Genomic DNA, 20,874 nt, shown 5'->3' with positions numbered 1-20,874 from the left:
AAGTATTAAAAATCAGGGTATAAACAAATATATTTATTTCGAAGGGGTAATTTAATGGCGACTATTAAGCCGCAAAATGCAAAAGGTACAAGAGATTTCGGACCAATCGAGTCAGCAAGAAGAAATCATATATTTGAAACAATTAAAAAAAGGTTTCAATCTCATGGTTTTATGCCACTTGAAACACCGGCCGTTGAAAACTTGAACGTACTGACGGGAAAATATGGAGAGGAAGGAGATAAGCTTCTTTTTCGCGTTCTGAACTCTGGAGACTTTTTAAAGAAAGTTAAACCTGAAGATCTTCAAGAAAAGAACCTTGGTGCAGTTTCGAGTAAGATGTGTGAGCGTGGTCTTCGCTACGACCTCACAATTCCATTCGCTCGTTATGTGTGTGCAAACCTAAATGACCTGGCCCTGCCATTTAAGCGCTACCAAATTCAGCCAGTATGGCGTGCTGACCGTCCTCAAAAAGGACGCTATAGAGAATTCTACCAGTGTGATGGAGATATCATCGGAACAGAATCACTTCTGAGTGAAGTATCACTTGTTGAAGTCTATCACGATGTATTTAAAGACCTTAAAATCGACGGTGTTGAAATCGTTATTAATAACAGAAAAATCCTACAAGGAATTGCAAGCGTTCTAGGTGTTAGTGACAAATTAACAGATATGACAATTGCCATTGATAAGCTCGATAAAATTGGTGCTGAGAAAGTTGGAGAAGAACTACTTAATCGTGGCTTCAATGAGGACCAAGTAAGTCGTCTTTCAACTCTTCTAACACTTGAAGGTAGCTCTGATGAGAAACTAGCAAAGATTAAAGACTTTCTTGGTGAAGATGAAATTGGGAAGCTAGGACTTGAAGAGCTGAAATTTGTTCTTTCAAATGTAAGAGAGCTTGGTATTGAGAACCTTGTCTTTGATCCTACACTGGCACGTGGGCTTGATTACTACACAGGCTGTATCTTTGAAGTAAAGCTAGTTGATGGTTCAATGGGAAGTATCGGTGGCGGTGGACGCTATGATGACCTAACAAGTATGTTTGGCCAAAAAGAGAAGCTTTCTGGTGTTGGAATCTCATTTGGTGCAGAAAGAATCTATGATGTGATGCTTGATCGCGGATTATTTGAAGATATTAGCGCAAGCGTTGATTATATGATCATCAACATGGATGACAACGATCAAAAAGAATACCTACAAATTGCTCGCAAATTTAGAAGTGAAGGCCACTCAATTGAAATCTACCCTACTTCGGCCAAGATGAAGAAGCAGATGACTTACGCCAATAAGCGTGGGGTTAAAAATGTAATCTTCTATGGTGAAGCCGAGAAAGAAAAAGGCGTGTTACAAATTAAGGACATGCTCTCAGGTGAACAAACAGAAATATCAAAATAGTCGATCCTAGACATAAAAAAAGGCCAGCTAAGCTGGCCTTCTTTATTTCTAACGAAATTGATTCGTGTCGATTATCCTAGGATATCGTATGGACGAATTGTCTTTCTACCGTTAGCTGTACATCTCTTTTGAGCTTGATCAACTAGCCAGTATACGTACTCGTTCATTGCTTCAAGAGCGTCTGAAGATACGTTGTATCCTTTACCCTTAAGAGCTTCTTTAGTTTTTGAACCAACTAGAAGCATTTCTTTTTTCTTAGTTGCTTTTTTAGCTGTTTTCTTAGCTGCTTTTTTTGGAGCTGCTTTCTTTGCTGCCTTCTTTGGAGCTGCTTTTTTCGTAGCTTTTTTCTTTGCCATTTTAAACCTCGTGTTTAGTGTTTTTAATGAAAAATTTGTAATAATGTAATTTTAAGTACCTGGCCTGAACTACGTCAATAAAAAAAACGGAATGCCTCTTTAATTTGTCGATAAAACACCCTGATCTCAACTAAATAAGTGGGTAAAATGGTCACCTTTGCACCAATTCCAAGCTTAAGCTAATCTTTAGGGATGGATAAACAAGCTATTAAAATTGCTTCAGAAAAAAGCAATAAATTTATATTAGCGTTTGAAAATATCACAAGTAATACAAACGTCTACGATACAGAAAAAAACCAAATACTCATGCTGGAATCACCTAGTAGTATTTGTGCAATTATACCTAAGAAATCATGTGCAAACGGACACAAGATCAACCTCTACATTATTCAAAGCTCGCAAGTACCAAAAGGACAGCTCGCTAATATTACAAAGCTTGCAAATGTCATAAAACTGGCAAGCGAGGTTATTGAGATTGAAGAGTATGGGCCAGAAAAGAATAAAGTTGTATTCCGCTTACTTGAAGACAACTTAAAAGAGCATAAGAAAATTGAGGCGGTGATCTTAGAAAGACAAGAGCGCTTTAATGAACTTTTAAATCAATATAGAAACACACACAACGAATAAGAATAAAAATAAGAGACAGTTACGGAATTGAAGAAATGAATAGAGAAGCATTTTTTAACGACATGGAAGTTTTGGTAGTCGAGTCCATAGGAAACGCACGCGTAGCCTATGAAAATGCGTTTAAAACTCTGGGCGTCCAGAGAAAGAATGTACGATTTGCCAAAACTTTTGAAGATGCCATTAAGGAGATGAGAAGCTTTAAGCCTACTCTTGTATTCTCTTATGAAGTTCTCGCCGAAGGACGCTACAATCAAGTATTAAAAGAACACTTAAAAATTCTTCCTAACCGTACAAAGAATAGCTTCATTCTCTTAACTCAGAATGACTCAATTGATGCCATTTCAAGAATTGCCCAACAACAAGTTGACCTCGTTCTTCCAGTCCCGTTTACCGTTGATAGTATTAAGGCCTTAATGGAAGAGCTTTATAAGATGAAGTCTTCCCCTAGTGAGTACAGACAACTGATTAATGAAGCTTATGAGTACGTGGGCACAAAGCATGAGAAGGTTTTTGAAATTACACAAAAAGCACGTGAACTCTCAAAGAACCCATTTGAAACACACTACCTTGAAGGTCTATGTCAATTTAAAGAAGAGAAGTATGATGATGCTATCAAGTCATTAGAACAAGCTTATTCACTAAACCCAACAGACTTCAATACATTAAAGTTATTCTTTAAAACATATAAGCATTTAAAGAATTACTACATGGCACTTCAGTATTCACTAAAGCTTCATGCGACCTACCCTATTTCTCCGGATATGCTTAGGGATCTTTCAATGGTTGCTGTTGCGGCCAGAAAGCATGAGTTGATTTTAAATTACTATGAAGCCTATAAGAAAGTTAATGAACCGGCCGATGATATCAAGGATGCCATTGCCGCAGCTTTAGTTATTTATGTTCAATGTGAACTTGATAAGTTCGATTTTGAAAAAATAACAATCCAAGATCTTGCAGTTAACAAGAAATACAAAGAATCACTTAAACTTCTAGAAGAGGCTTCAATAATCTGTACAACAAAGCCAGCAATTCTAGAACGTATGCTTGTTGTTCTTGCCCATACACCAGATAATAAGACGACTAAATTTATTCAAATTAAGCAGAAGGAGAAATTTCCTCAATATGAGAATGCTCCTCTCATGGATGCCCTCGTTTGTGACAAAGACTCCACTGCTTCTCAATCACTAAAGATGGCCATTGATACAATCAATAGTGGCTACTCTTCAGAAATTCTATACGAAATCATCATTAAACGATCTGTGGAGATGAAGCGTAAGAAAGAAAGTACTCAAGAGTGGTATGAGCAGGCCCTTAAAATCTATCCAAATATGAAGGTTAGGCTCGATAAATTTTATAATGCCTAATGTGATTACGAACACTTCGCCCTGCGCCGTACTATAAAGACCTTTGCATAGGCCCACCAAAATTATATAAGAATAGGAAATTTTTGGGGGTATTTATGTTTAGAGCAGTAATCTTGCTAGCTGCTATTGTTTACTTAACGAGTACAATGGCGCAATTTCAAGCACCACAAATTCCAGCTCATACACAGGCTCAATGTGTAGAGAAGCTATGTGCAAACAATCCAGGTGAATGTAGTTCAAGAACGCAGCATCGTATGATCTTTGATGCGTGTTCAAGACAACTTGATCTAGGATGTCTTGATCTTTCAATGAAGCTAATCTCAAGCTATGAGCAAAATGAAATTGAAGAAATGGTTTCAATTGCTCGCTCTTGTCAGTACGTTTCAGGATACGCTCACCAAACGGCCATGAAGAATATGTACCGTTATGATCGTGATGAATTTTCAGAAATTACATTTATTAACTCAAGACTTTGGCTTGTTCAAAACTCTTGTCTATCAAGTGCTCTTTCGAGACTACAACCAAGAGACTTTGATGGCCTTGAAGATTTAAAAGCAATTACAAACCAATGTACTGGTACTTTTGATGTTGCCTGCTTTGAGACGCAGTGTAAGTCAAAATACTCATGCAATGATCAAGAAGAGGTTGTGGATGCACTTAGAAGCTGTATTTCAGGACCAAGTAAAGTTGATCGTCGCAGACTATAAAATTTAAAATTAAAAAGCTAAAAAAATAAATACACACAAGAACACAACACACAGGTTTTTTTAATGATTAAAATTATAATTAAAATAGTGGCCATCACGATGGTGGCCACGTTTTCTAAGGCTCAATTTAATAGCTCAATACTTTTTAGCGGACGTCTTGCAAACTCATGTCAATTCGTAAGTGATCAAGCGGTCCTTGAAGTTGTTGACTCCCTTATCACAGCAATCAAAGATATCAATGACGAGCGCTACCGTTGTCAGTCAATCTATGCCAACTCTAAAGCATTCCTCGCCTCTTTAAATGAGCAATACCAATCAAGCTCAAGTGAACTTTCCATCATCGACTCAAATCTTGAGACGATCTCAAGTGAAGTCTACAAGCTTGTGACGGCCAGTTCATACGCGGGTGAGTATGATCAAGAGATTCTAAGCCTTCAGCGCAGAAGACAAGAACTTCTTGATGCTGACAATAATCGCAACAATGGAGTCGTTGATTCATTGAGTATGGCCACAACAATCCTTGATGATCTGAGAGCGGCACCTGAGTGTGATGAAGATCTTGGAACAAAGATGATTCGTCCAACGATCATGCTTATGGGTCAGGTTGCGGGAGCACTTTATCCAGGCTCAAACCTTTTTACGGCCGCAGCTTCAACGGGCCTAGCAAATATGGTGGACAGCCTTGTTTCATACGTTCAGTTTAAAGGAAATGATGCCAACCAGGCATTAGAAGATCTGTTCAGTAGTCGTAACTACTACGTTTCTTACAAGTGTGCCTATAAGAATATCAATGCCATGACTTGTAACCTTCGTCGCAAGAATGCAACAAGAGAAGAAGCAAAGTGGCTCTACAATTATATTAAGGAACTAGATACTCCAACAAAAGACTTTGAACGAATCAAGGACTTAAGAAAGCACTATCCTCGCCTTCAGCGTATTCTAAGTGAGCTTCGTGACATTTACGAAACTGCAAACCAGCAGGACACGATCGTTACAATTGCAACTCTTCAAAAAGAACAGGCAAAACTTAGACTTTATCAGCCAAATCCTTACGAAATTGAGGAATGGAATGATAGCTACCAAAATATTCGTCCATGGGGCGAATGGGCCCATATGCTAACTTGGTATTCTAATATCAACTCTAAGCTTAAAGTTTATTGTCGTGAGTTCCAAGATGGTAAGTACTGGGTAAAAGAAAGTAGTGATTGTCAGGAAGGTGCTATTGCACGTGATGAAGACCGTTCGCAATATATCCAAGAAGTTGTTAAGCCTGCTCTAGCAGACCTTTCAGCGGATAAGGAAAGACTTTCTGAAAAGTTAAGAAACTCAGTAAATGTCGAAAGACTTTATAAAGTCATCGAGGCCGAAGATAATTGGCGCGATAATAAGAAAGACTTTTCAATTACAGAAGTTATTCAAATCTTTGAAGAAGACTTAGAGAATACAACAACGAGACCTGAAGCAACGTCACTCTTTTCAATTAGAATTAGGAAAGCACTTAAGGCCCTAAAGGCATTAGTTAATTTTGAAAATGTTGTGACAGACACTCAAGGCCTGACGCCAGAGGATTGTGACATCGACAATCCAACTTGTCAGTGTGATAGCTTCAAGGATCTTTCTCAAGCTGCGTATACTTATTTGGCAAATAACCTGTCAGATGGTGATGTACTTTCAGTTGAGACAATTGATGCAAGTTTCTACAACTATATCCGCACAGTAGAAGAATACTTCTTATATGGACTTCCATATGCTGAGTCGCCAAAGCTTACGTACCAAGACAGCTTAAATTACTCGAAGTACATCTTCCTTGTTCCAATTTACCGTGGAATGCAAGAAAGTCTTCTACGTGGAGATAACGTGGGAGCAAGTAATATTCCTCTGATGAATACTGCACGTGAAAATTTTGAAAAGGTATTTGCAAAAGAAATCATCAAGGTTCTAAACAAGAACGTAAAAGTGGCCCTGGACAAAGGAAGCCGTCACGATATCTACCGCGACACTCTCCACTCTTGTGCCATCTACTACCCAATGATTAAACAAAAAGGAATGGGCCTTAGAGCTAAGTATGTTCTAAAAAGATGTAAGAAACTCCTCGATAAGAGCGGTGGTATCCCTTACCTCATCCAAGGCCAAGAGCGTTTCTCAACAAAGAACGAAGCTTACAAGAACCAGTGTTTCTATCGTGACTACGAAGAGGCCGTAAGCACAAAGAAAGCAGAAATTGCTCGCGAACTTGACCAAAGTGGTGATTTACCAGAATTATAATATTGCCAACCCCAAGCGGGTTGGCCTATTATACTTTATACCATTTCATATGGGCCTTTAGCTCAGCTGGGAGAGCGCTTCGCTGGCAGCGAAGAGGTCAGCGGTTCGATCCCGCTAAGGTCCACCAAAACAAAAAAAGCCCACTCGCAAGAGTGGGCTTTTTTTTTTAGTTGATTTTAGTGTCAGATCTAATTGCTCTGGCGGTCGATGGCATGAATGCCATCGTGTCGACGACGCAGGAGCTAAAGTCGACTCCTGTGCATACTTGCCACCCATCTTCATAAAGTTATAACTACTTCATTAAACAAATGTTGTATCCATCCAATCAGCATATTCTGTATCATCTAAAATATTATAACGATAATAGTCATACAAATACTTAGAATATTGATTATTGATAGGTTCATTATTTTTAATAGCGTTAATAAACTCTAAGATAATATCACTCTCAACTTTCACTTCACCAATATTTTGAATTAAGTAATCGATCTTTTTCAAAAATAATAGTTTTCTATTTACTCTCATCTCAAGATGGCCACTATTAGTTAATTTAGTAAGGAAGCTCTTACGATGGTCTTTAGCTACTTTTATAAATTGTTGGATATTTTTATAATGAATTTGGCTTTCAAGCTCTATCGTTTCATTGGTCTGTAGTTTTTCATCTAATAGAGCTAGATAGATACAGAATTCAAAAGAGTTTCTTTCTAGCCTAAGAAGAAGACTGTTACTTATAGATGAACATAAATAGAGTGCTTTCTCTAAAGTCTTTTGTGGTAATCTTGTTAGATTTCCTTTTGTATCCAATACTTAAATCCCAGTATTTAATGAAACGAATGCTATTAGCACTCGGTTCCAGGTAGCTTTTCGTTGACCCTGCGTAAAGAAAGAGTACCTGGAACTACAGTTTCTATATACCATACAAAAACGAACGGACAGTAACTTAAAAGACACACAGTATCCAAACAGTCATAATAATAATTATCGATATTACAACTTTTACAGCTAAAGATACCTTTCGTGCTTTTACACATCTATAATCATCACATTCCTTTATAAACTCAAACATATTAGATGACTTTGAAACATCATAGTCCTTCTTCAGTCTAATAAAGAGTATTGAATTATATAAAGACAACGTACCAATTATAAAAAATAAAAATGCATAAATGCTAATAAATACTATATTCATATATCACCTCTCTAAGAACAAAAAACTGCTGAATATTTGGCATCTTGCCAACTTAACCAAGAAATAAAGTGTAAATGGATATATAACACTTTATAAGTTACCATATCCTAAACAATATAAAACCAGGTAAAAAAATGAATGATCAAAACAATCGCAAGAAAGACCCCTTAGAGGGCGTGACTTTAAAGATGATGCTAACAGATGTTATTAACCTCTTTGGCTGTAAAGAAATCTATGCAATGACTGAGATTAATAGTTTTAATGATGAGCCTCCCATGTTTAATAAAATTTTAAAATTTATTAGAAAAAATCCATGGGCCATTCAAAAGATTGAGAAGATGTATCGTGGAAATTTAGAAACGATAGAAAAAATGAAACGCGATGGAACAGTATCTAAAAAAGACCTTGCTCTTGGAAGTGGAACTGGTGGACGTAAAACAAAGTATTGAGATGCATAGGAAGATCATGTGTGAATCAGGAAAAGTTTCTCCGTCATTATTTTTTCTCGAACAAAACACAAGACAAGTTATTATGTACGACAATCAGAAGTAAATTAACTGCAAACATAATACTTCCTAAAGTTTCATTAGCAAGCCAAAGTGATAAAAAACTAAAAACGAAGGTATAGAAAATAAAAATCCCCCAATTATAAACTGAGTTATTTACCTTTATCATATTAGTTTGACCACATGATGGACATTTTATAGCCTTGCTTAAGTTTAGATAATTTAAACTAAAACCAGCATGACACTTTACACAAGTCTTTTCATTCGTTATTTTCATTGTGCGGTATTCCCCCACTCAGCATTGAGCTCTTAGTTACTTTTCGTTGACTCATTCTATAAAAACATTAATTCATACCTATTCTTCCATCACTACTTAAATTGAGCTAACACTCTCTCGTTACATTTTTTTACGCTTATCTCTTGATACTCTCTTTTCTTAAATTCACGATACAGAGTAGGCATCACATAACGAATACCTGAAGAAGGTAGCTTAAAATCTTGAATATTAGTAAAAGGTGTTAACTTCAAGACAAACTCTTCTTCATCTGTACAGACATCATAACCTAAATTCTTTAGAAGAGATGCCATAGTTGCACATGCAGAATAACAATTCTTATTAAGAAGTAATGTAATTTTATTACGATTAAAAGTAAATTTTGAAAGATCTTCTTCTCGATTAAATCTAAACTCGATCAAGTCTGGAAAATCTTCAATCTCAGTAAAGCCTTCACTACCTACGACGTCTTCCCTACTATTAAATTCAGTATCAATAACAGTTCTAGGTTTAAATAGTTTTTCATTAACTGTTATCTTTTTTAATAATGCAAATGATAACAATCTATCTTTTGGACAAATATCAATAAGTAAAAGGCTACATAATACTCTATTTAAATCCTTATACGTTCCACCTTTATTTCCTCTCATATCAATATAGATATCATTAGGAGCTTTAATCAACGCTAAATCCTCTTTATCAATATTATAGAAGATGGATAATTTAAAAAACAAATAGTCTTTATATGATTTTACAAAATTCTCATATTCTTTGCCCGGACCTTCAGTAAGAATATAAACATGTTCATCTACAGTCTTCATCTTAATACTCATGCATTTTTTAAAAGCAACCTTATCTGTAGCTTGAATGCACTCGTCAAAGCTCGATACAAGCTCTTTGTTTATTTTTCCTGATGTCACATTATATTTTAATAAATTCTTAATTGTATTTACATCCTTTTCATAATCATCATTTCTATGATTAAAAGTACAAGATGATAAAAACAACAGTATTAAAAACAATTTCAACCATTTTTCCACATAAAAATACATGCCAATATCCTATAGCACCAATTATCGATTTTAATTCCCACCGGTGTTACTAACTGAGTAATGTAGTTCCAGACACTATTTCGTAGAACGACATTACTCGCACTTTCATTTTCATAACTACTATTCGACATTATACATACTAAAGCTTAGTCGAATCATTGACTTAAGAATTAAGATAGAATTGGGAGCTATATAGTTAATATCATGCTATAATTTTGACGTTAATGACAAATACAGGTGAACAAATTTGAAATTGAGAAATCAGATTGAATGGGCAATACATTGCATGGAATTTTTAGCGAGAGTTCCAGAGGGAGTATTTATCCCAACAAAAGTTCTCGCCAAATTTCATGGAATACCAAAGGAATACTTATCTAAGGCCTTACAACTTTTGGCCTCAAATGGATTGATTGAAGGGACCTTAGGTCCAAAAGGTGGCTATCAATTAGCAAAAGATCCTTCTCAAATTAGCCTTTTAGAAATTGTTGAGGCCATTGAAGGAAAGAAAAGAACCTTTAATTGTCAGGAGATTCGATTTAACAATCCTTGCTTGAAGAAAAAAGACAAAGATAAAAGTGTAAAGTGCACAATTGCAATTGCAATGCTTGAAGCCGATGAAGCTTGGAGAAATGTTCTTAGAGAAAAGAAATTATCTGACATTGTCTCAGGAATAAATTCTCAAGTTCCAGCAGAAATCTTTGAATTATCAGAACAGTGGGTAAATAAAGAGATGTCCTAATCTGCGTCTCTTTTAAGTCTCCAAAACATGTATCCATTTAATAAGGCCAAGACAACTGTAAAGATAATAAAGTCGTAAGCCATTTCAAACCCTACTGAAAAAATCATGCTGAAAGTAAAAGTTATCAAGAGTAGAAAACTTGCTAAGAAGGTTTCTTTTAACCTTACGTTAAAAATAAAAAAGACAGCTAATAAGACTTCAACGATAGTAACAATATATCCAAAAAAATATGAAACACTTTCAGGGAACCATGGGTTTAGACTAGCCGTGTAGCTTAAGAAAGTATCAAAATCACCCCAAACAACTCCCATATTTCCAGCAGGGCCTAGTAGGCTTAATCGATCCGCTACAACCCACAAATACGTGATTGCGAGAAGATATCTAATCACTAAAAGAGCTTTTTTAAAATACATACTTTTTTCCTTGAGTTAATTAAGGACACAATATATCCTTAATAAGAAAATTGCAATATTTTTTAAAAGGATAGATATGAGTCAGGAAAAAAGGTGGAGATTATTTTTCTTTTTATTATTTCTAGGAAATTTTTTAAGCGGGATATGGATGTTAGTTGGCCCTGTACATTGGTATGAAAACTTTCCTGGAAGAATTCCTGACTTTGGCCCTTTAAATGAGCATTTTGTTCGTGATCTAGGATGTATTTTCTTAGTGCTAAGTCTGATTTCATTTAAATCAGTTATTGATAGTTCATGGAGAAAGAATACACTTTTTATTTTACAGGTTTGGTTTACAGCTCATGCCTTTGTCCATCTCTTCGACACTCTTCGAGGACTGGTTGCGATGGAGCATTTATACATGGATATACCTTTATGCTACATGCCTCCTGTATTAGTTGGTTTCATGCAGTTTTATTATTATAAGGAACAAAGATCACTGAAAGGGAGTAAGATTGCTTAAAGATTTAATTTTTGCGTTGGTTGGAATCTATTTAGGACTCTCCCCTTTTTTAACATATTACTTTACGCATGGACCGGCCTGCCCATGTCATGCTCTAGTAAATGAAAAAAAAGTACCTTGAAAAGCTCCCCTATTTTAAGCTTTGAAAAAATCAATATTCAATCCACAAACAACTTCTGTTCCAGATTCCTTGATGTCATCTTGGCCAGATTGAATTAGTTTTAGAATTTTTTCCTTCAGAGGCAAGAAATCTTTTTCATCAATCGTAAATGTAGATGAATAATGAATATTATTCGGCTCTTCTTTAGCAATGATGTCTAATACTTGTATTCGCTTTGCCACCTGGTGAGGAGTGTTTAGCCAAGACTCAAATGGAAGATGAATAGACATACCACTGAAGATATAATTCTGATCCTGCTTCTTAACGAGTCCAAGCTTTTCTAAGTAAATTAGAGTGGACCTAACCTTTTTCTCACTGAGTGCAAATTGATTAGCGAGATTAGGAATTGTTTGTAATTTTGGACAGCTTGTTGCGATGTGGATAGCAGAAGGTATCCATGAGATAAAGTAGTCTTTATATTCCTCATTCTCATCGTCAATAACCATTGAATTAACTCTGGAAGCGAGATTGCCTGCTTCCTCAGCAATCTTTTCGCCCTTATATTTCAAATAACTTTTTAGTTCGTGAGTTGAGGCCCTTGAGTAGCGGATTAGATTCAAGAAATATTCTGTCTCAATTTTAGAGAAATTAAAAAAGACACTTAATTTAAACGCTTGGTCTTCGCTTAGATCGGCCTTCTCCTTTAATACTTGAGAGAGATACGCGGCCTGACAGCCAATTGCCTTTGACAACCTTGCTTGTAGTCCCCTCTGAGCATAGGCCTCGAGAACCAAGTAGCGTAGATATTTATGATAGTTTTCAAACTCGAATATTTCCATTTGCGAAGACTAGTATATTAAAAATAAACATTCAAGGGTCAAAATATATATAAATAATATATACATATATTTTATTGCTTGTTAAATCTGCTCTTGTTCAATATCAATTTAAACCACTTTCCAAAGGGAGTACGTATATGAAACTTAAAATTGAAATCATCGCTTTTTTCTTAATGGCATTAAATCTTATTAACCCAGTAGTTGCTGGCCCAATCGTAAGCGCAGGCCCTATGGCCCACCCAGCGATAAGCACAATGCATATTGATAGCTCTGTAGCAGGTATTGACTTTCCAACAGATGCACCAGCTCCTCAATACGACTACATTCTTGCTCTTTATAATGGAGTTAGAATTCCTGTATACACTGACCATGCTGAGCTAGAACTTGCAGAAGCTGGAACAGACTATCCAACTGATATTCAAGCACCATATTGGACAGTCTTTCAAAGAGTCTTAGTATTAGAAAATAATCTTCGCTACCCTGTAAGACTAACTTTTGATGTTAATGAAAACCTATTATGGAAACTAACAAGCGGTGAAGTAATTAACGTATCTAACGTAGTTAAAATTGTGAGAGCAGAAGCTGGAATTGATTATCCTTCAGATGTTCCATACTTCTTTAATCGTGACTTCTATGTTGCAGTCATGATTGATGAATCTAGAATCAGACTTTAATTAAATATCATCTTGGCCGAGAAGGACTTCTTTTCGGCCATGTTCAACATGTACTTGCTCATCACGTTAAATATGAGTAAAGTCGACTCCTCTGCAAGCTTGCTTACCCTATTTATAAACAAGGCCAGGAGTCCCAATCTTGAAAAAGAATAAAAGAAAAGAATTAAAGGCCCAATACCGCATTCTACACGACGAAGCCGTTAAAAATGGCGATGACTATTATAAAGATCCTGTCACAGGCGGTATCGTTTCAACAGAGGTACGCCTTAGACGCATGAGAAAGTGCTGTAAGTATGGCTGTCGACATTGCCCTTGGGGCTTCAAAAAAAGAAGTTAATCCATCACTTTTTTAGCTTAGAGGAAGAACCAATTTAAATCGCGCCCCTTGATTTTCACCGTAACTAACGGCCGTCAGAGATCCCTGTAATTGTTTAGCAAGGTTCGATGAATTATGTAATCCATAACCTTTTCCAAAACGGTTTGATTGTAGGCCCGCTTTAAAAAGAGTTTTCTGGGCATCTTTACTAAAGCCAACACCATTATCAAAGACTTCGATAACAAGTGACTTATCTTTCAAAGATGCGTGAATATCAATTTGTGAAGGATTTTGTGATCGATCACAAGCAGTTTTAGCATTATTAAGCAGGTTCATTAAAATAGTAAGAGTATTTCCGAAGTCAATCTTAACCAACTCTTCAAAATCGACGTCTATATTAATATAGTCGAGGTGATCCATTTCTAACATCGAAAGGGCCTGCTCGATTAATTCTTTAACATTGACTGACTCAATTACATTCTTAGTTATACCATGCTCTAGATGAGTAACAAGAAGCTCTGAAACAGACTCCCCTTTCTTCTTTAGCGCCTTAACATCATTTCCTAAAACCTCATAAAGCTCTTCAGGAGATAAGCTCTTTTTACGAATTCTTCTATCCATACGATAAATAACAGTCATTATTGATGTAATAGAATTTCCAACATTATGTAGAATATTAGACATGATATCGGCACGACCAGCGCTTCGAGCTGTATCAATAAGTTGTCTCTGAGCAGTTCGTAGCTCGTTACTTATCCCCTCGGCCTTTTCCTTTTCACTCATAAGCTCGATCGTTCTCTTTTGAACTTCATATTCAAGCTCAGAATTAAAGCGAGAAAGTCTCTCATATAATTCTGAATTCTCTAAAGAAATAGCAAGCTGACCAACAAGCATATCAAGCAGTTCGAAGTGGCCTTTTGTAAATGCACCATTGATCTCATTATTTTCGAGGTAAAGAATTCCTTTATCAGCAATAGGGACAACAAGAACAGAAAGATTATCCTTACTTGAAAAGTAGCTCGAATTTTCAACTAATTGATTCGCAAAAAGACTATCCCCATAAAGGATAGGTGTCTTCGTACGCCAAACATAATTAATAAGAGAATGTGGAATTTCCCTGTAGTCATCTAGGGAAGTAGGAAGCGAAACAATAGTCTTTGCACCGCTTTGAGAACTGACAAAAAGTTTCTCACCTTTATTTAAAACAATAAAGCCCTTAGCTGCACCAGTATTAATAACCATAATATCAAGCATTGCTTCAAGTAGGTCTTCCTTAATGAGATTTTTAGAAATGACTTGAGATGAGAGTAGAATTGATTTTATATCAAAATTTTCCCAAGATGTTGTTATTGTCGTTGTTTTCTCAATATCGTCATCTTGATCACGAGTTGTTAAAGCAAATTCCGTCTCTAATTGAGAACTCTTTCCCCATGCTCCCCAAGCGCGGTAAAGACCTGCAGCTTTTTGAATCTGCAAACGTGCAAAATCATCATTCATAAGGAGCTTCCAAACTCTTGCCATTCTCTCACGAATAACAGACTCGATATTAACGTATTCACTCTCCTGAGCATAAGCAGCTGCTTTGTCATAAAGCTCTAAAGACAGGTATGTATCACCTTTATGTAGCAGTCGCTCCGCTTCAACGAGGTAGTACATATGAGCAAAGTTTTCTGGACAATTGTCCATGAATCTCTTCATCTTCTCTTGGTTCGATTCCACTATTGTCATTAACGACTCATCAAAGTTTTTATTTTTAGCAACTGCGAGAATCGCCAATGATTGAAAACAGTAATGTGTAACATTAGTAATAACAGAGAATGAATATGGTAAAAGCTCTTGTGATTTAAAAGATGCTTCTAAACTTTCATCAAAACGCTGTAGTATGTAGTCATTTTGAACCTTAAGAGACATATACATACTCAAAGACATTAAACTTTGATTCTGTTGGCATTCTTCAATATAGCGAACTTCATTTTCTCTCTCAGCATCTTGAAGCTGTGAGATTGCAATACTAAGTCCCCTTAAAGTATCGATACCAATTTGATTTGGGTGTTCTGTACAGAATTCAATTCCAGTATGAATATCTTTTTGAAGTTCCTCAAGGTTTCGGCCACGGAAGAATTGATTATAAGGTTTAAATAGCTTGATAAACCCCGCCCATAAGTGTTCGCCAGCATCATGTCCTGCCTTAAATCCTTCCTCATTATAGGCATCCCCTTCCTTAATATGTTGAGTCCAGAACTGAACATGGTTTGCCATTGTGTGGCACGCTCGACACTTCTGTCCAAGATGAGAAAAGCGTTCTGCGATTTTAATTCCAAGTGCATTGAAGTCGAATCCTAAAGAGAACTCATTAAATGAACACAGAACAATTCCATACGATGCATAACCTTTTGCAGACTCAGGAACTGGCCCATAAGTAAGTGACAGCTGTACGATTTTAGCGACCACAATACAATACAGGTCAATATTACTTAAGTAACATGGAGAATCGAGGTTGATAAGAATTTCAACCGCAACGCGATTAAGCTTATCTTCCATTTCAGGGGCATCATAGAGAGACTCAATTCCAGTAGATGGAATAAGCTCTCTTACAGCTGCAAGTTCCTTCGGAACAATGTTTTTTAAATTTTCACTTGGTAATGTAATACCTAGGCATCTAAGTGCCAAACGGCCCTCACTAATCGCCTTATCGTATACACCCTGTGCAGTGTATTGGATAATTAAGATATTATGTGCCTCAGCTTTTTCGATCGGGTCTTCTAATTGATCTAGTAGCCATCTGACATGCTCTTCACACTTGTTATAGTCTCCAGAGAGATAGTAAAGACTTCCTCTCTCCTTCTCTATTTTGAAGAAAGTCTCATGATGTGATTCATTGGCATTACTAGGAAGGAACCTAGATGCATAACTCAAAAAAACACTTGCTTGATCAAAGGCCGTTGAAGACTTTGCTTTTTGAGATGCCTCAAAATTCATTTCTGCAAGTTCAAGTCTAAAATCACTATCATCAATAATACTCTCACAGTGATTCAAATGACTAACAACAGTGATCGGTTCGACACTTCCATCAACAATATGTGATAAGAGTTGTTTGCCAATATTCATGTGCATAAGTGAACGCTCTTCTTTCGAAACGAGTTCGTAAGCTGATTGTTGAATCTTATCATGTGCAAATTTATATTCACTATTGTTAAGAGGTCTAATGAGTGATGCAGATACAACTGAGATCAATTCATCATGAATTTCGTCTTCACTAAGATCAGTAGCATTTTTTAATAATTGTAAGCTAAATCGATTCCCAATACATGCAGATAGATTAAGTAATTTTTGGGCCGATTCAGGTAACTCTTTCATCATCCCTATTAGGTAATCAACAACATTATCGCTTATTTGACTTTTTTGAATTTCAGAGACATCCCAGTCCCACTGGAGTTCCTTATTATTAAAAGTACAAATCTTTTTCTGATAAAGTACTTTAAGAAATTGGTCGACGCTAAACGGATTACCAGCAGTTTTTTGTAGTGTTAGTTTAGCTAATTCAGATGAATCTCTTTTAGATGCGAAAGTTCCATCGATCATGTCTTTAATATTATTTTGATTTAGAGGTGCAAGCTTAATTTCAGATTGATTAATACACGAATTTGAATCGATTAAGGCCGAAAGAGGATGATTCTTATCAACTTCATTATCCCTAAAAGCACCAATAAAGTAGAGAGGCTTAACTTTTTCGTTCGTTAATAGAAGTTCTATCAAATGAATACTTCTAGCACTTGCCCACTGAAGATCATCAATAAACATAACAATATGTCCGAGCCTTTCGCATAGAACTTTAAACAATTCGACGAAGAGTAATTCAAATCTCGTTTGGGCCTCAATAGGGCCTAACGGTGCTGGCTCCTTTTGCTTACCAATAATCATTTCCAACTCGGGAAGAATATCAGTCATTACTTTTGCATTAATCCCAAATGCATTAAGTAAGCTCTCTCTTAAATGAGCGATTTCTTTATCACTTTTAGTAAGGGCAAGTTTTAAAATATCAGAAACAGCGTTTACAAGGGCAATTCCAAGAATATCACCTTGAAATTGGTCGAATTTCCCAGTGACAAAAATTCCATTTTCTTTTGTAATTGGCCCTAGAAGTTCATTTACTAAAACTGTTTTACCAATACCTGAAGGGCCAGAAATAAAACTCACCTGCTTCTTTTCATTTGATAGGAAATTATTAACTAAAAGGTTAATTTCTTTTTCGCGTCCATAAAGAGTCTCTGGAATTGAAAATGTATGTTTCACATCTTGTGAGCCAATCTCAAAGTCTGGCTCAGCTTGACCTGCTTCAATCGCTTCCAGGCACTTCTCAAGATCAAACCTAATTCCAGATGCGCTTTGGTAGCGAGACTCCGCTTTCTTTTCTAGTAAGTGATCAATAATTCTTGCAATTATCTTTGGATATTTTGCTAAACGACTTTCAACATCCACCTTTGTCGCAATATGGTGATAAACCCAAGTTAGTTTATCCTCTACCATAAATGGATACTCTCCGGTTAGAAGCTCAAAGAAAGTAATCCCTAATGAATAAAAGTCCGAACGATAATCAATCGATCGATTCATGCGTCCAGTTTGTTCAGGAGACATATAAGCAAGAGTTCCAGCAAGCTTATTTACTGGAGAGAAAGTAATAAAATCACTATCTCTTAATGAACCAAGCTCTAAATCAATAACTTTAACTTCGCCACTTGGATCGACAATTAGATTCGATGGGTTAATATCTTTATGCGTAATTCCCTTCGAGTGAATCTCTTCGATCACAGAGGTAATCTTAATTGCTAATTTTAAAAACTCAGTCGTTGATAAATTTGCATTAAGGGCCTTCTTGTCGAGAGAGACCGACCCGTCATCGTCTAAGACTAGGACCCAGTCACCTTCTGATTGAAAAAGGTCAATACAATTGACCATTGAATCGCTGTGATATTTAGATAAGATGTTATATTCATTTTTTATGAAATCGATTTTATTACGAGAAGGCTTCTTATATACCTTGATGATAACTTTCTGATTACTACTTCTATCTTTTGCACGATAGACAGTAGAGTTCTTACTGCGATGAAGCTCATTCGAAATTTGAAAATTTGAAATCTCTTGCATGATATTACATCTCTATCTAAGGTTTATAATAGATATTTGTCTTCAATATTTTGCTCAATTAATTCTGGGTAAAGTAGGCCTGAGGTTAGGCTACAGAAGTTTTTCATCGTAAATGGCTTAGGGAGATAATAAATTTTTCGTTCTTTTGACGATATACGCCCTATCATTTCTTCCAATGTATAATCACTATACGCCGAACAGATAACAAAATTTTGTTTTGGGTGTTTTTTGACAATACGTGAAATGGCCTCAATTCCGTCAATTCCTGGCGGCATTCTAACATCCATAAAAATCACGTCGTATGGCCCTTGATCAAGGTAGGCCTTGTTGGCCATTTCCACGGCCTCTTCACCTTGATAAGCACTGTCTATTTTAAGTTGGCATGACTGAAAAGCACTATTAGTCAGATCTTCTTTCAGATCATCCTCTAGATCGATAAGACACATAGACATAAGCTCGTGAATATCTTCATTATCATCAACTATTAAGATGCGTCTAAGCATTAATTCCCCAACAAAGCTTGTTTGAATACAGAGTCATCCTCATCAGAGCTAAGTATTATTTGTATAAATAACTTATAACGCACACAAATAATGTGGTCAATAAAATCTAGCGATGCGACAAGGCCCTAAGTATCTAATAAGACGTCAGTTCAGGTTAATTTTTTATTAATTTCCAATAATGAACTGTATTTACTTGTCGGCCTTGAAAAATGAAGCCTCTGTATACAGTTATCAAGTTCATGCGCCCGGAAAGGGCAAAGGTAATCACTTAGGTCGCGCAAGCTTTGGGTATGAGTGAAAGTGGTGTTAAGAAGATGATTACGAGTAAAGATATCTCACTATCAAAACATCAAAGGGATCTATGCCCATGGATCATTAAATCTAAGTGAGCAGAACTTAGAAAACTTCAGACTCGATTACTTCAATCTCTTAAATAAGTACTACGACCTAGAAGAGAAAGAAGACAGAGCAGAGAGTAGTACTGAATATGCCTACCTATTTGTCAGTGTACAAACTAAAGGGCAAGAAATTCACCCATTAAAATAATTTATCGAGGGGTCAGAAACACTAAGAAGAGATTTAGAGATGGATACAACTTCTTTGGAAAGCACCCAGAGAAGATCCTTCCATTCTTTGATAAATATATGAAGTAAAATAGACCAGGGCCCCCAGATGACTTTCCTTTAACATAAATAGAGAGAAGTTATATGGGTGCCCTTTTTCTTTTAAAATTCAGGAACTTAAGAAGTACTTTGATATTATATGCAAGTAAACTTTTTTAGTTTTCTACCGAAAAGAAAACATGTTCTATCTTTTAAGCATTCTTATATTTGCCGCCTCTCTAACTACTCATGCAGGTGATCTTGATACCTATTATGAATTAGAATTAGAGATCAATCGACTTCATTCTCAATTTAATAAGAATCAGGAAGAAGTAGCTAAAAAAAATAATCTCTTCTATCGCATGCTAAAGGCAGAAGAAACCCAAGCGCAAATAACAAAGCTACAAAAAGAAAATCAAGAAATTATAAAAAAACTAGGGCCTTTAAAAGAAGAACTTCAATCACTAGAAAACAAGCTTGTCGTCAAGTCCATCACCGGTGAACTCAAGGAGCTCACAGAGGTTAAAGACAAAAATCTTTGTATCGATAACGAGCTACACTACTTTTCAAATGATAGAGAGTTTGAAGGCTGGAATTTGAAGTATGGTAGTAAAGAAAGAAGAATCTCATACTACGCTAATAAAAGCACATATATTAAAAGCTGTCTGGAAAATCGCCCTGAAGACTCTATTATTGAGGTCGATTATAAATCACAATCACTTTGTAATGAGAGTAGCGACATATTTAAATATGTTGGTACAAAAACGAAATATAAGACCTACATAAAAGAAGGGCTTGTTAATATTGATGTCTCTCTTTACTTAACGTTTGATGGAAATGAAAAAGACAAAGAAGAATCAATGGCCCTCGTGAGAAAATCAATGCCTTGTGTGAAAGACTTCTACGCAAGACACGGGCTCAAACTTAATGTCGATTTAAAAGAAGAGACTGGTATCATGGATCGATTCAAATGCGATCACACGATTACGATCTCTAAGGAGCATAAAAGGCCAACGGCAACAGAGTGGGCCACTCACAAATTCGCAAACGTAGCAAATATAAATGATCAGAAAAGATGTAAACTCTACATTCATGAATTGGCCCATAACCTAGGCTTAGCGGACGCTTACAAGGATCGAAAATGTCCTGATCGTAAGATCATTTTAGATGATAAGAATATTATGGGAGATGGACCAAGTGGTTACTCACCTTATCAGGCCGAGTTAAATGGAACACAACTTAGAACAATCTTATCTCCACTATGTGATTAAAAACTTCATTGATGTTACACAGGAGTATACGATAG

At 36.1% G+C, this 20,874-nt stretch carries 18 protein-coding genes and 1 tRNA gene; 12 read left to right on the top strand and 7 right to left on the bottom strand.

The genetic code is table 11. From position 1 onward, the window contains the following. The first annotated feature begins 54 nt into the window (after positions 1–54). The gene (hisS, locus tag ABMA79_RS03230) at positions 55–1,395 is read left to right on the top strand and encodes a histidine--tRNA ligase (RefSeq protein ID WP_393090280.1); all 1,341 of its coding nucleotides are present in this window, start codon (positions 55–57) and stop codon (positions 1,393–1,395) included. Positions 1,396–1,466: 71 nt separating this feature from the next. Here the strand turns inward: hisS and ABMA79_RS03225 are convergent, their stop codons facing one another. After that, positions 1,467–1,751: a hypothetical protein gene (locus ABMA79_RS03225; RefSeq protein ID WP_021266565.1), complete on the bottom strand. Its 285-nt coding sequence runs from the start codon at positions 1,749–1,751 to the stop codon at positions 1,467–1,469. A 192-nt stretch (positions 1,752–1,943) separates the two neighbouring features. Here ABMA79_RS03225 and ABMA79_RS03220 point away from each other — a divergent pair, with 192 nt between their 5' ends. The 5 genes from ABMA79_RS03220 (at position 1,944) to ABMA79_RS03200 (ending at position 6,841) form a co-directional block, all read left to right on the top strand. Continuing rightward, on the top strand, positions 1,944–2,378 hold the full coding sequence (locus tag ABMA79_RS03220; RefSeq protein ID WP_392856404.1) for a hypothetical protein: 435 nt from the start codon (positions 1,944–1,946) through the stop codon (positions 2,376–2,378). A gap of 62 nt (positions 2,379–2,440) precedes the next feature. After that, positions 2,441–3,742 carry a tetratricopeptide repeat protein gene (locus ABMA79_RS03215; protein ID WP_393090277.1) on the top strand — a complete coding sequence of 434 codons (1,302 nt, stop codon included), beginning with the start codon at positions 2,441–2,443 and terminating at the stop codon, positions 3,740–3,742. Between the two features lie 95 nt (positions 3,743–3,837). Continuing rightward, entirely contained in the window at positions 3,838–4,449 is a 612-nt protein-coding gene (locus tag ABMA79_RS03210) for a hypothetical protein (RefSeq protein ID WP_393090274.1), read from the top strand. A gap of 63 nt (positions 4,450–4,512) precedes the next feature. Next, positions 4,513–6,714 carry a hypothetical protein gene (locus ABMA79_RS03205; protein ID WP_392856411.1) on the top strand — a complete coding sequence of 734 codons (2,202 nt, stop codon included), beginning with the start codon at positions 4,513–4,515 and terminating at the stop codon, positions 6,712–6,714. 51 nt (positions 6,715–6,765) lie between these two features. Beyond that, positions 6,766–6,841 (top strand) — tRNA-Ala (locus ABMA79_RS03200). Between the two features lie 173 nt (positions 6,842–7,014). Here ABMA79_RS03200 and ABMA79_RS03195 read toward each other — a convergent pair. Then, positions 7,015–7,518, bottom strand: a complete 504-nt coding sequence (locus ABMA79_RS03195; protein WP_393090271.1) for a hypothetical protein — start codon at positions 7,516–7,518, stop codon at positions 7,015–7,017. A gap of 519 nt (positions 7,519–8,037) precedes the next feature. Between ABMA79_RS03195 and ABMA79_RS03190 the strand changes: the two genes are divergently transcribed. Continuing rightward, a complete protein-coding gene (locus ABMA79_RS03190) occupies positions 8,038–8,352 on the top strand; it encodes a VF530 family DNA-binding protein (RefSeq protein WP_392856417.1) in 315 nt (104 codons plus the stop codon). 426 nt (positions 8,353–8,778) lie between these two features. Here ABMA79_RS03190 and ABMA79_RS03185 read toward each other — a convergent pair whose 3' ends face one another. Further along, positions 8,779–9,735: a hypothetical protein gene (locus tag ABMA79_RS03185; protein ID WP_393090268.1), complete on the bottom strand. Its 957-nt coding sequence runs from the start codon at positions 9,733–9,735 to the stop codon at positions 8,779–8,781. A gap of 247 nt (positions 9,736–9,982) precedes the next feature. Here ABMA79_RS03185 and ABMA79_RS03180 point away from each other — a divergent pair, with 247 nt between their 5' ends. Further along, positions 9,983–10,474: an RrF2 family transcriptional regulator gene (locus tag ABMA79_RS03180; protein ID WP_393090266.1), complete on the top strand. Its 492-nt coding sequence runs from the start codon at positions 9,983–9,985 to the stop codon at positions 10,472–10,474. Here ABMA79_RS03180 and ABMA79_RS03175 read toward each other — a convergent pair. Beyond that, positions 10,471–10,887 (bottom strand): hypothetical protein, encoded by a 417-nt coding sequence (locus tag ABMA79_RS03175; RefSeq protein ID WP_393090263.1) that lies wholly within the window; start codon positions 10,885–10,887, stop codon positions 10,471–10,473. The genes ABMA79_RS03180 and ABMA79_RS03175 overlap by 4 nt on opposite strands. Positions 10,888–10,963: 76 nt before the next feature. On the opposite strand from ABMA79_RS03175, the gene ABMA79_RS03170 reads away from it, so the two are divergent. Next, on the top strand, positions 10,964–11,389 hold the full coding sequence (locus tag ABMA79_RS03170) for a hypothetical protein (protein ID WP_393090260.1): 426 nt from the start codon (positions 10,964–10,966) through the stop codon (positions 11,387–11,389). A gap of 135 nt (positions 11,390–11,524) precedes the next feature. Here ABMA79_RS03170 and ABMA79_RS03165 read toward each other — a convergent pair whose 3' ends face one another. Continuing rightward, complete coding sequence (locus ABMA79_RS03165; protein ID WP_393090257.1) at positions 11,525–12,328, bottom strand: TIGR02147 family protein; 804 nt, start codon at positions 12,326–12,328, stop codon at positions 11,525–11,527. Between the two features lie 137 nt (positions 12,329–12,465). Here ABMA79_RS03165 and ABMA79_RS03160 point away from each other — a divergent pair, with 137 nt between their 5' ends. Next, positions 12,466–13,002, top strand: coding sequence for a hypothetical protein (locus ABMA79_RS03160; protein WP_393090254.1), 537 nt, complete (start codon positions 12,466–12,468; stop codon positions 13,000–13,002). 139 nt (positions 13,003–13,141) lie between these two features. Continuing rightward, positions 13,142–13,339 (top strand): DUF5522 domain-containing protein, encoded by a 198-nt coding sequence (locus ABMA79_RS03155; RefSeq protein WP_393056183.1) that lies wholly within the window; start codon positions 13,142–13,144, stop codon positions 13,337–13,339. Positions 13,340–13,351: 12 nt separating this feature from the next. Here the strand turns inward: ABMA79_RS03155 and ABMA79_RS03150 are convergent, their stop codons facing one another. Both ABMA79_RS03150 and ABMA79_RS03145 read right to left on the bottom strand, forming a co-directional pair. After that, positions 13,352–18,463: an AAA family ATPase gene (locus ABMA79_RS03150; RefSeq protein ID WP_393090251.1), complete on the bottom strand. Its 5,112-nt coding sequence runs from the start codon at positions 18,461–18,463 to the stop codon at positions 13,352–13,354. A gap of 23 nt (positions 18,464–18,486) precedes the next feature. After that, positions 18,487–18,966, bottom strand: coding sequence for a response regulator (locus ABMA79_RS03145; protein WP_392856432.1), 480 nt, complete (start codon positions 18,964–18,966; stop codon positions 18,487–18,489). An 802-nt stretch (positions 18,967–19,768) separates the two neighbouring features. Between ABMA79_RS03145 and ABMA79_RS03140 the strand changes: the two genes are divergently transcribed. Then, entirely contained in the window at positions 19,769–20,839 is a 1,071-nt protein-coding gene (locus tag ABMA79_RS03140) for a hypothetical protein (RefSeq protein WP_393090249.1), read from the top strand. Positions 20,840–20,874 lie beyond the last annotated feature (35 nt).

This window comes from Halobacteriovorax sp. HFRX-2_2 (assembly GCF_043196705.1).
Lineage (GTDB): Bacteria > Bdellovibrionota > Bacteriovoracia > Bacteriovoracales > Bacteriovoracaceae > Halobacteriovorax_A.
The sequence above is the reverse complement of the archived record's forward strand: the minus strand, read 5'-3'. Positions and strand labels throughout refer to the sequence as shown.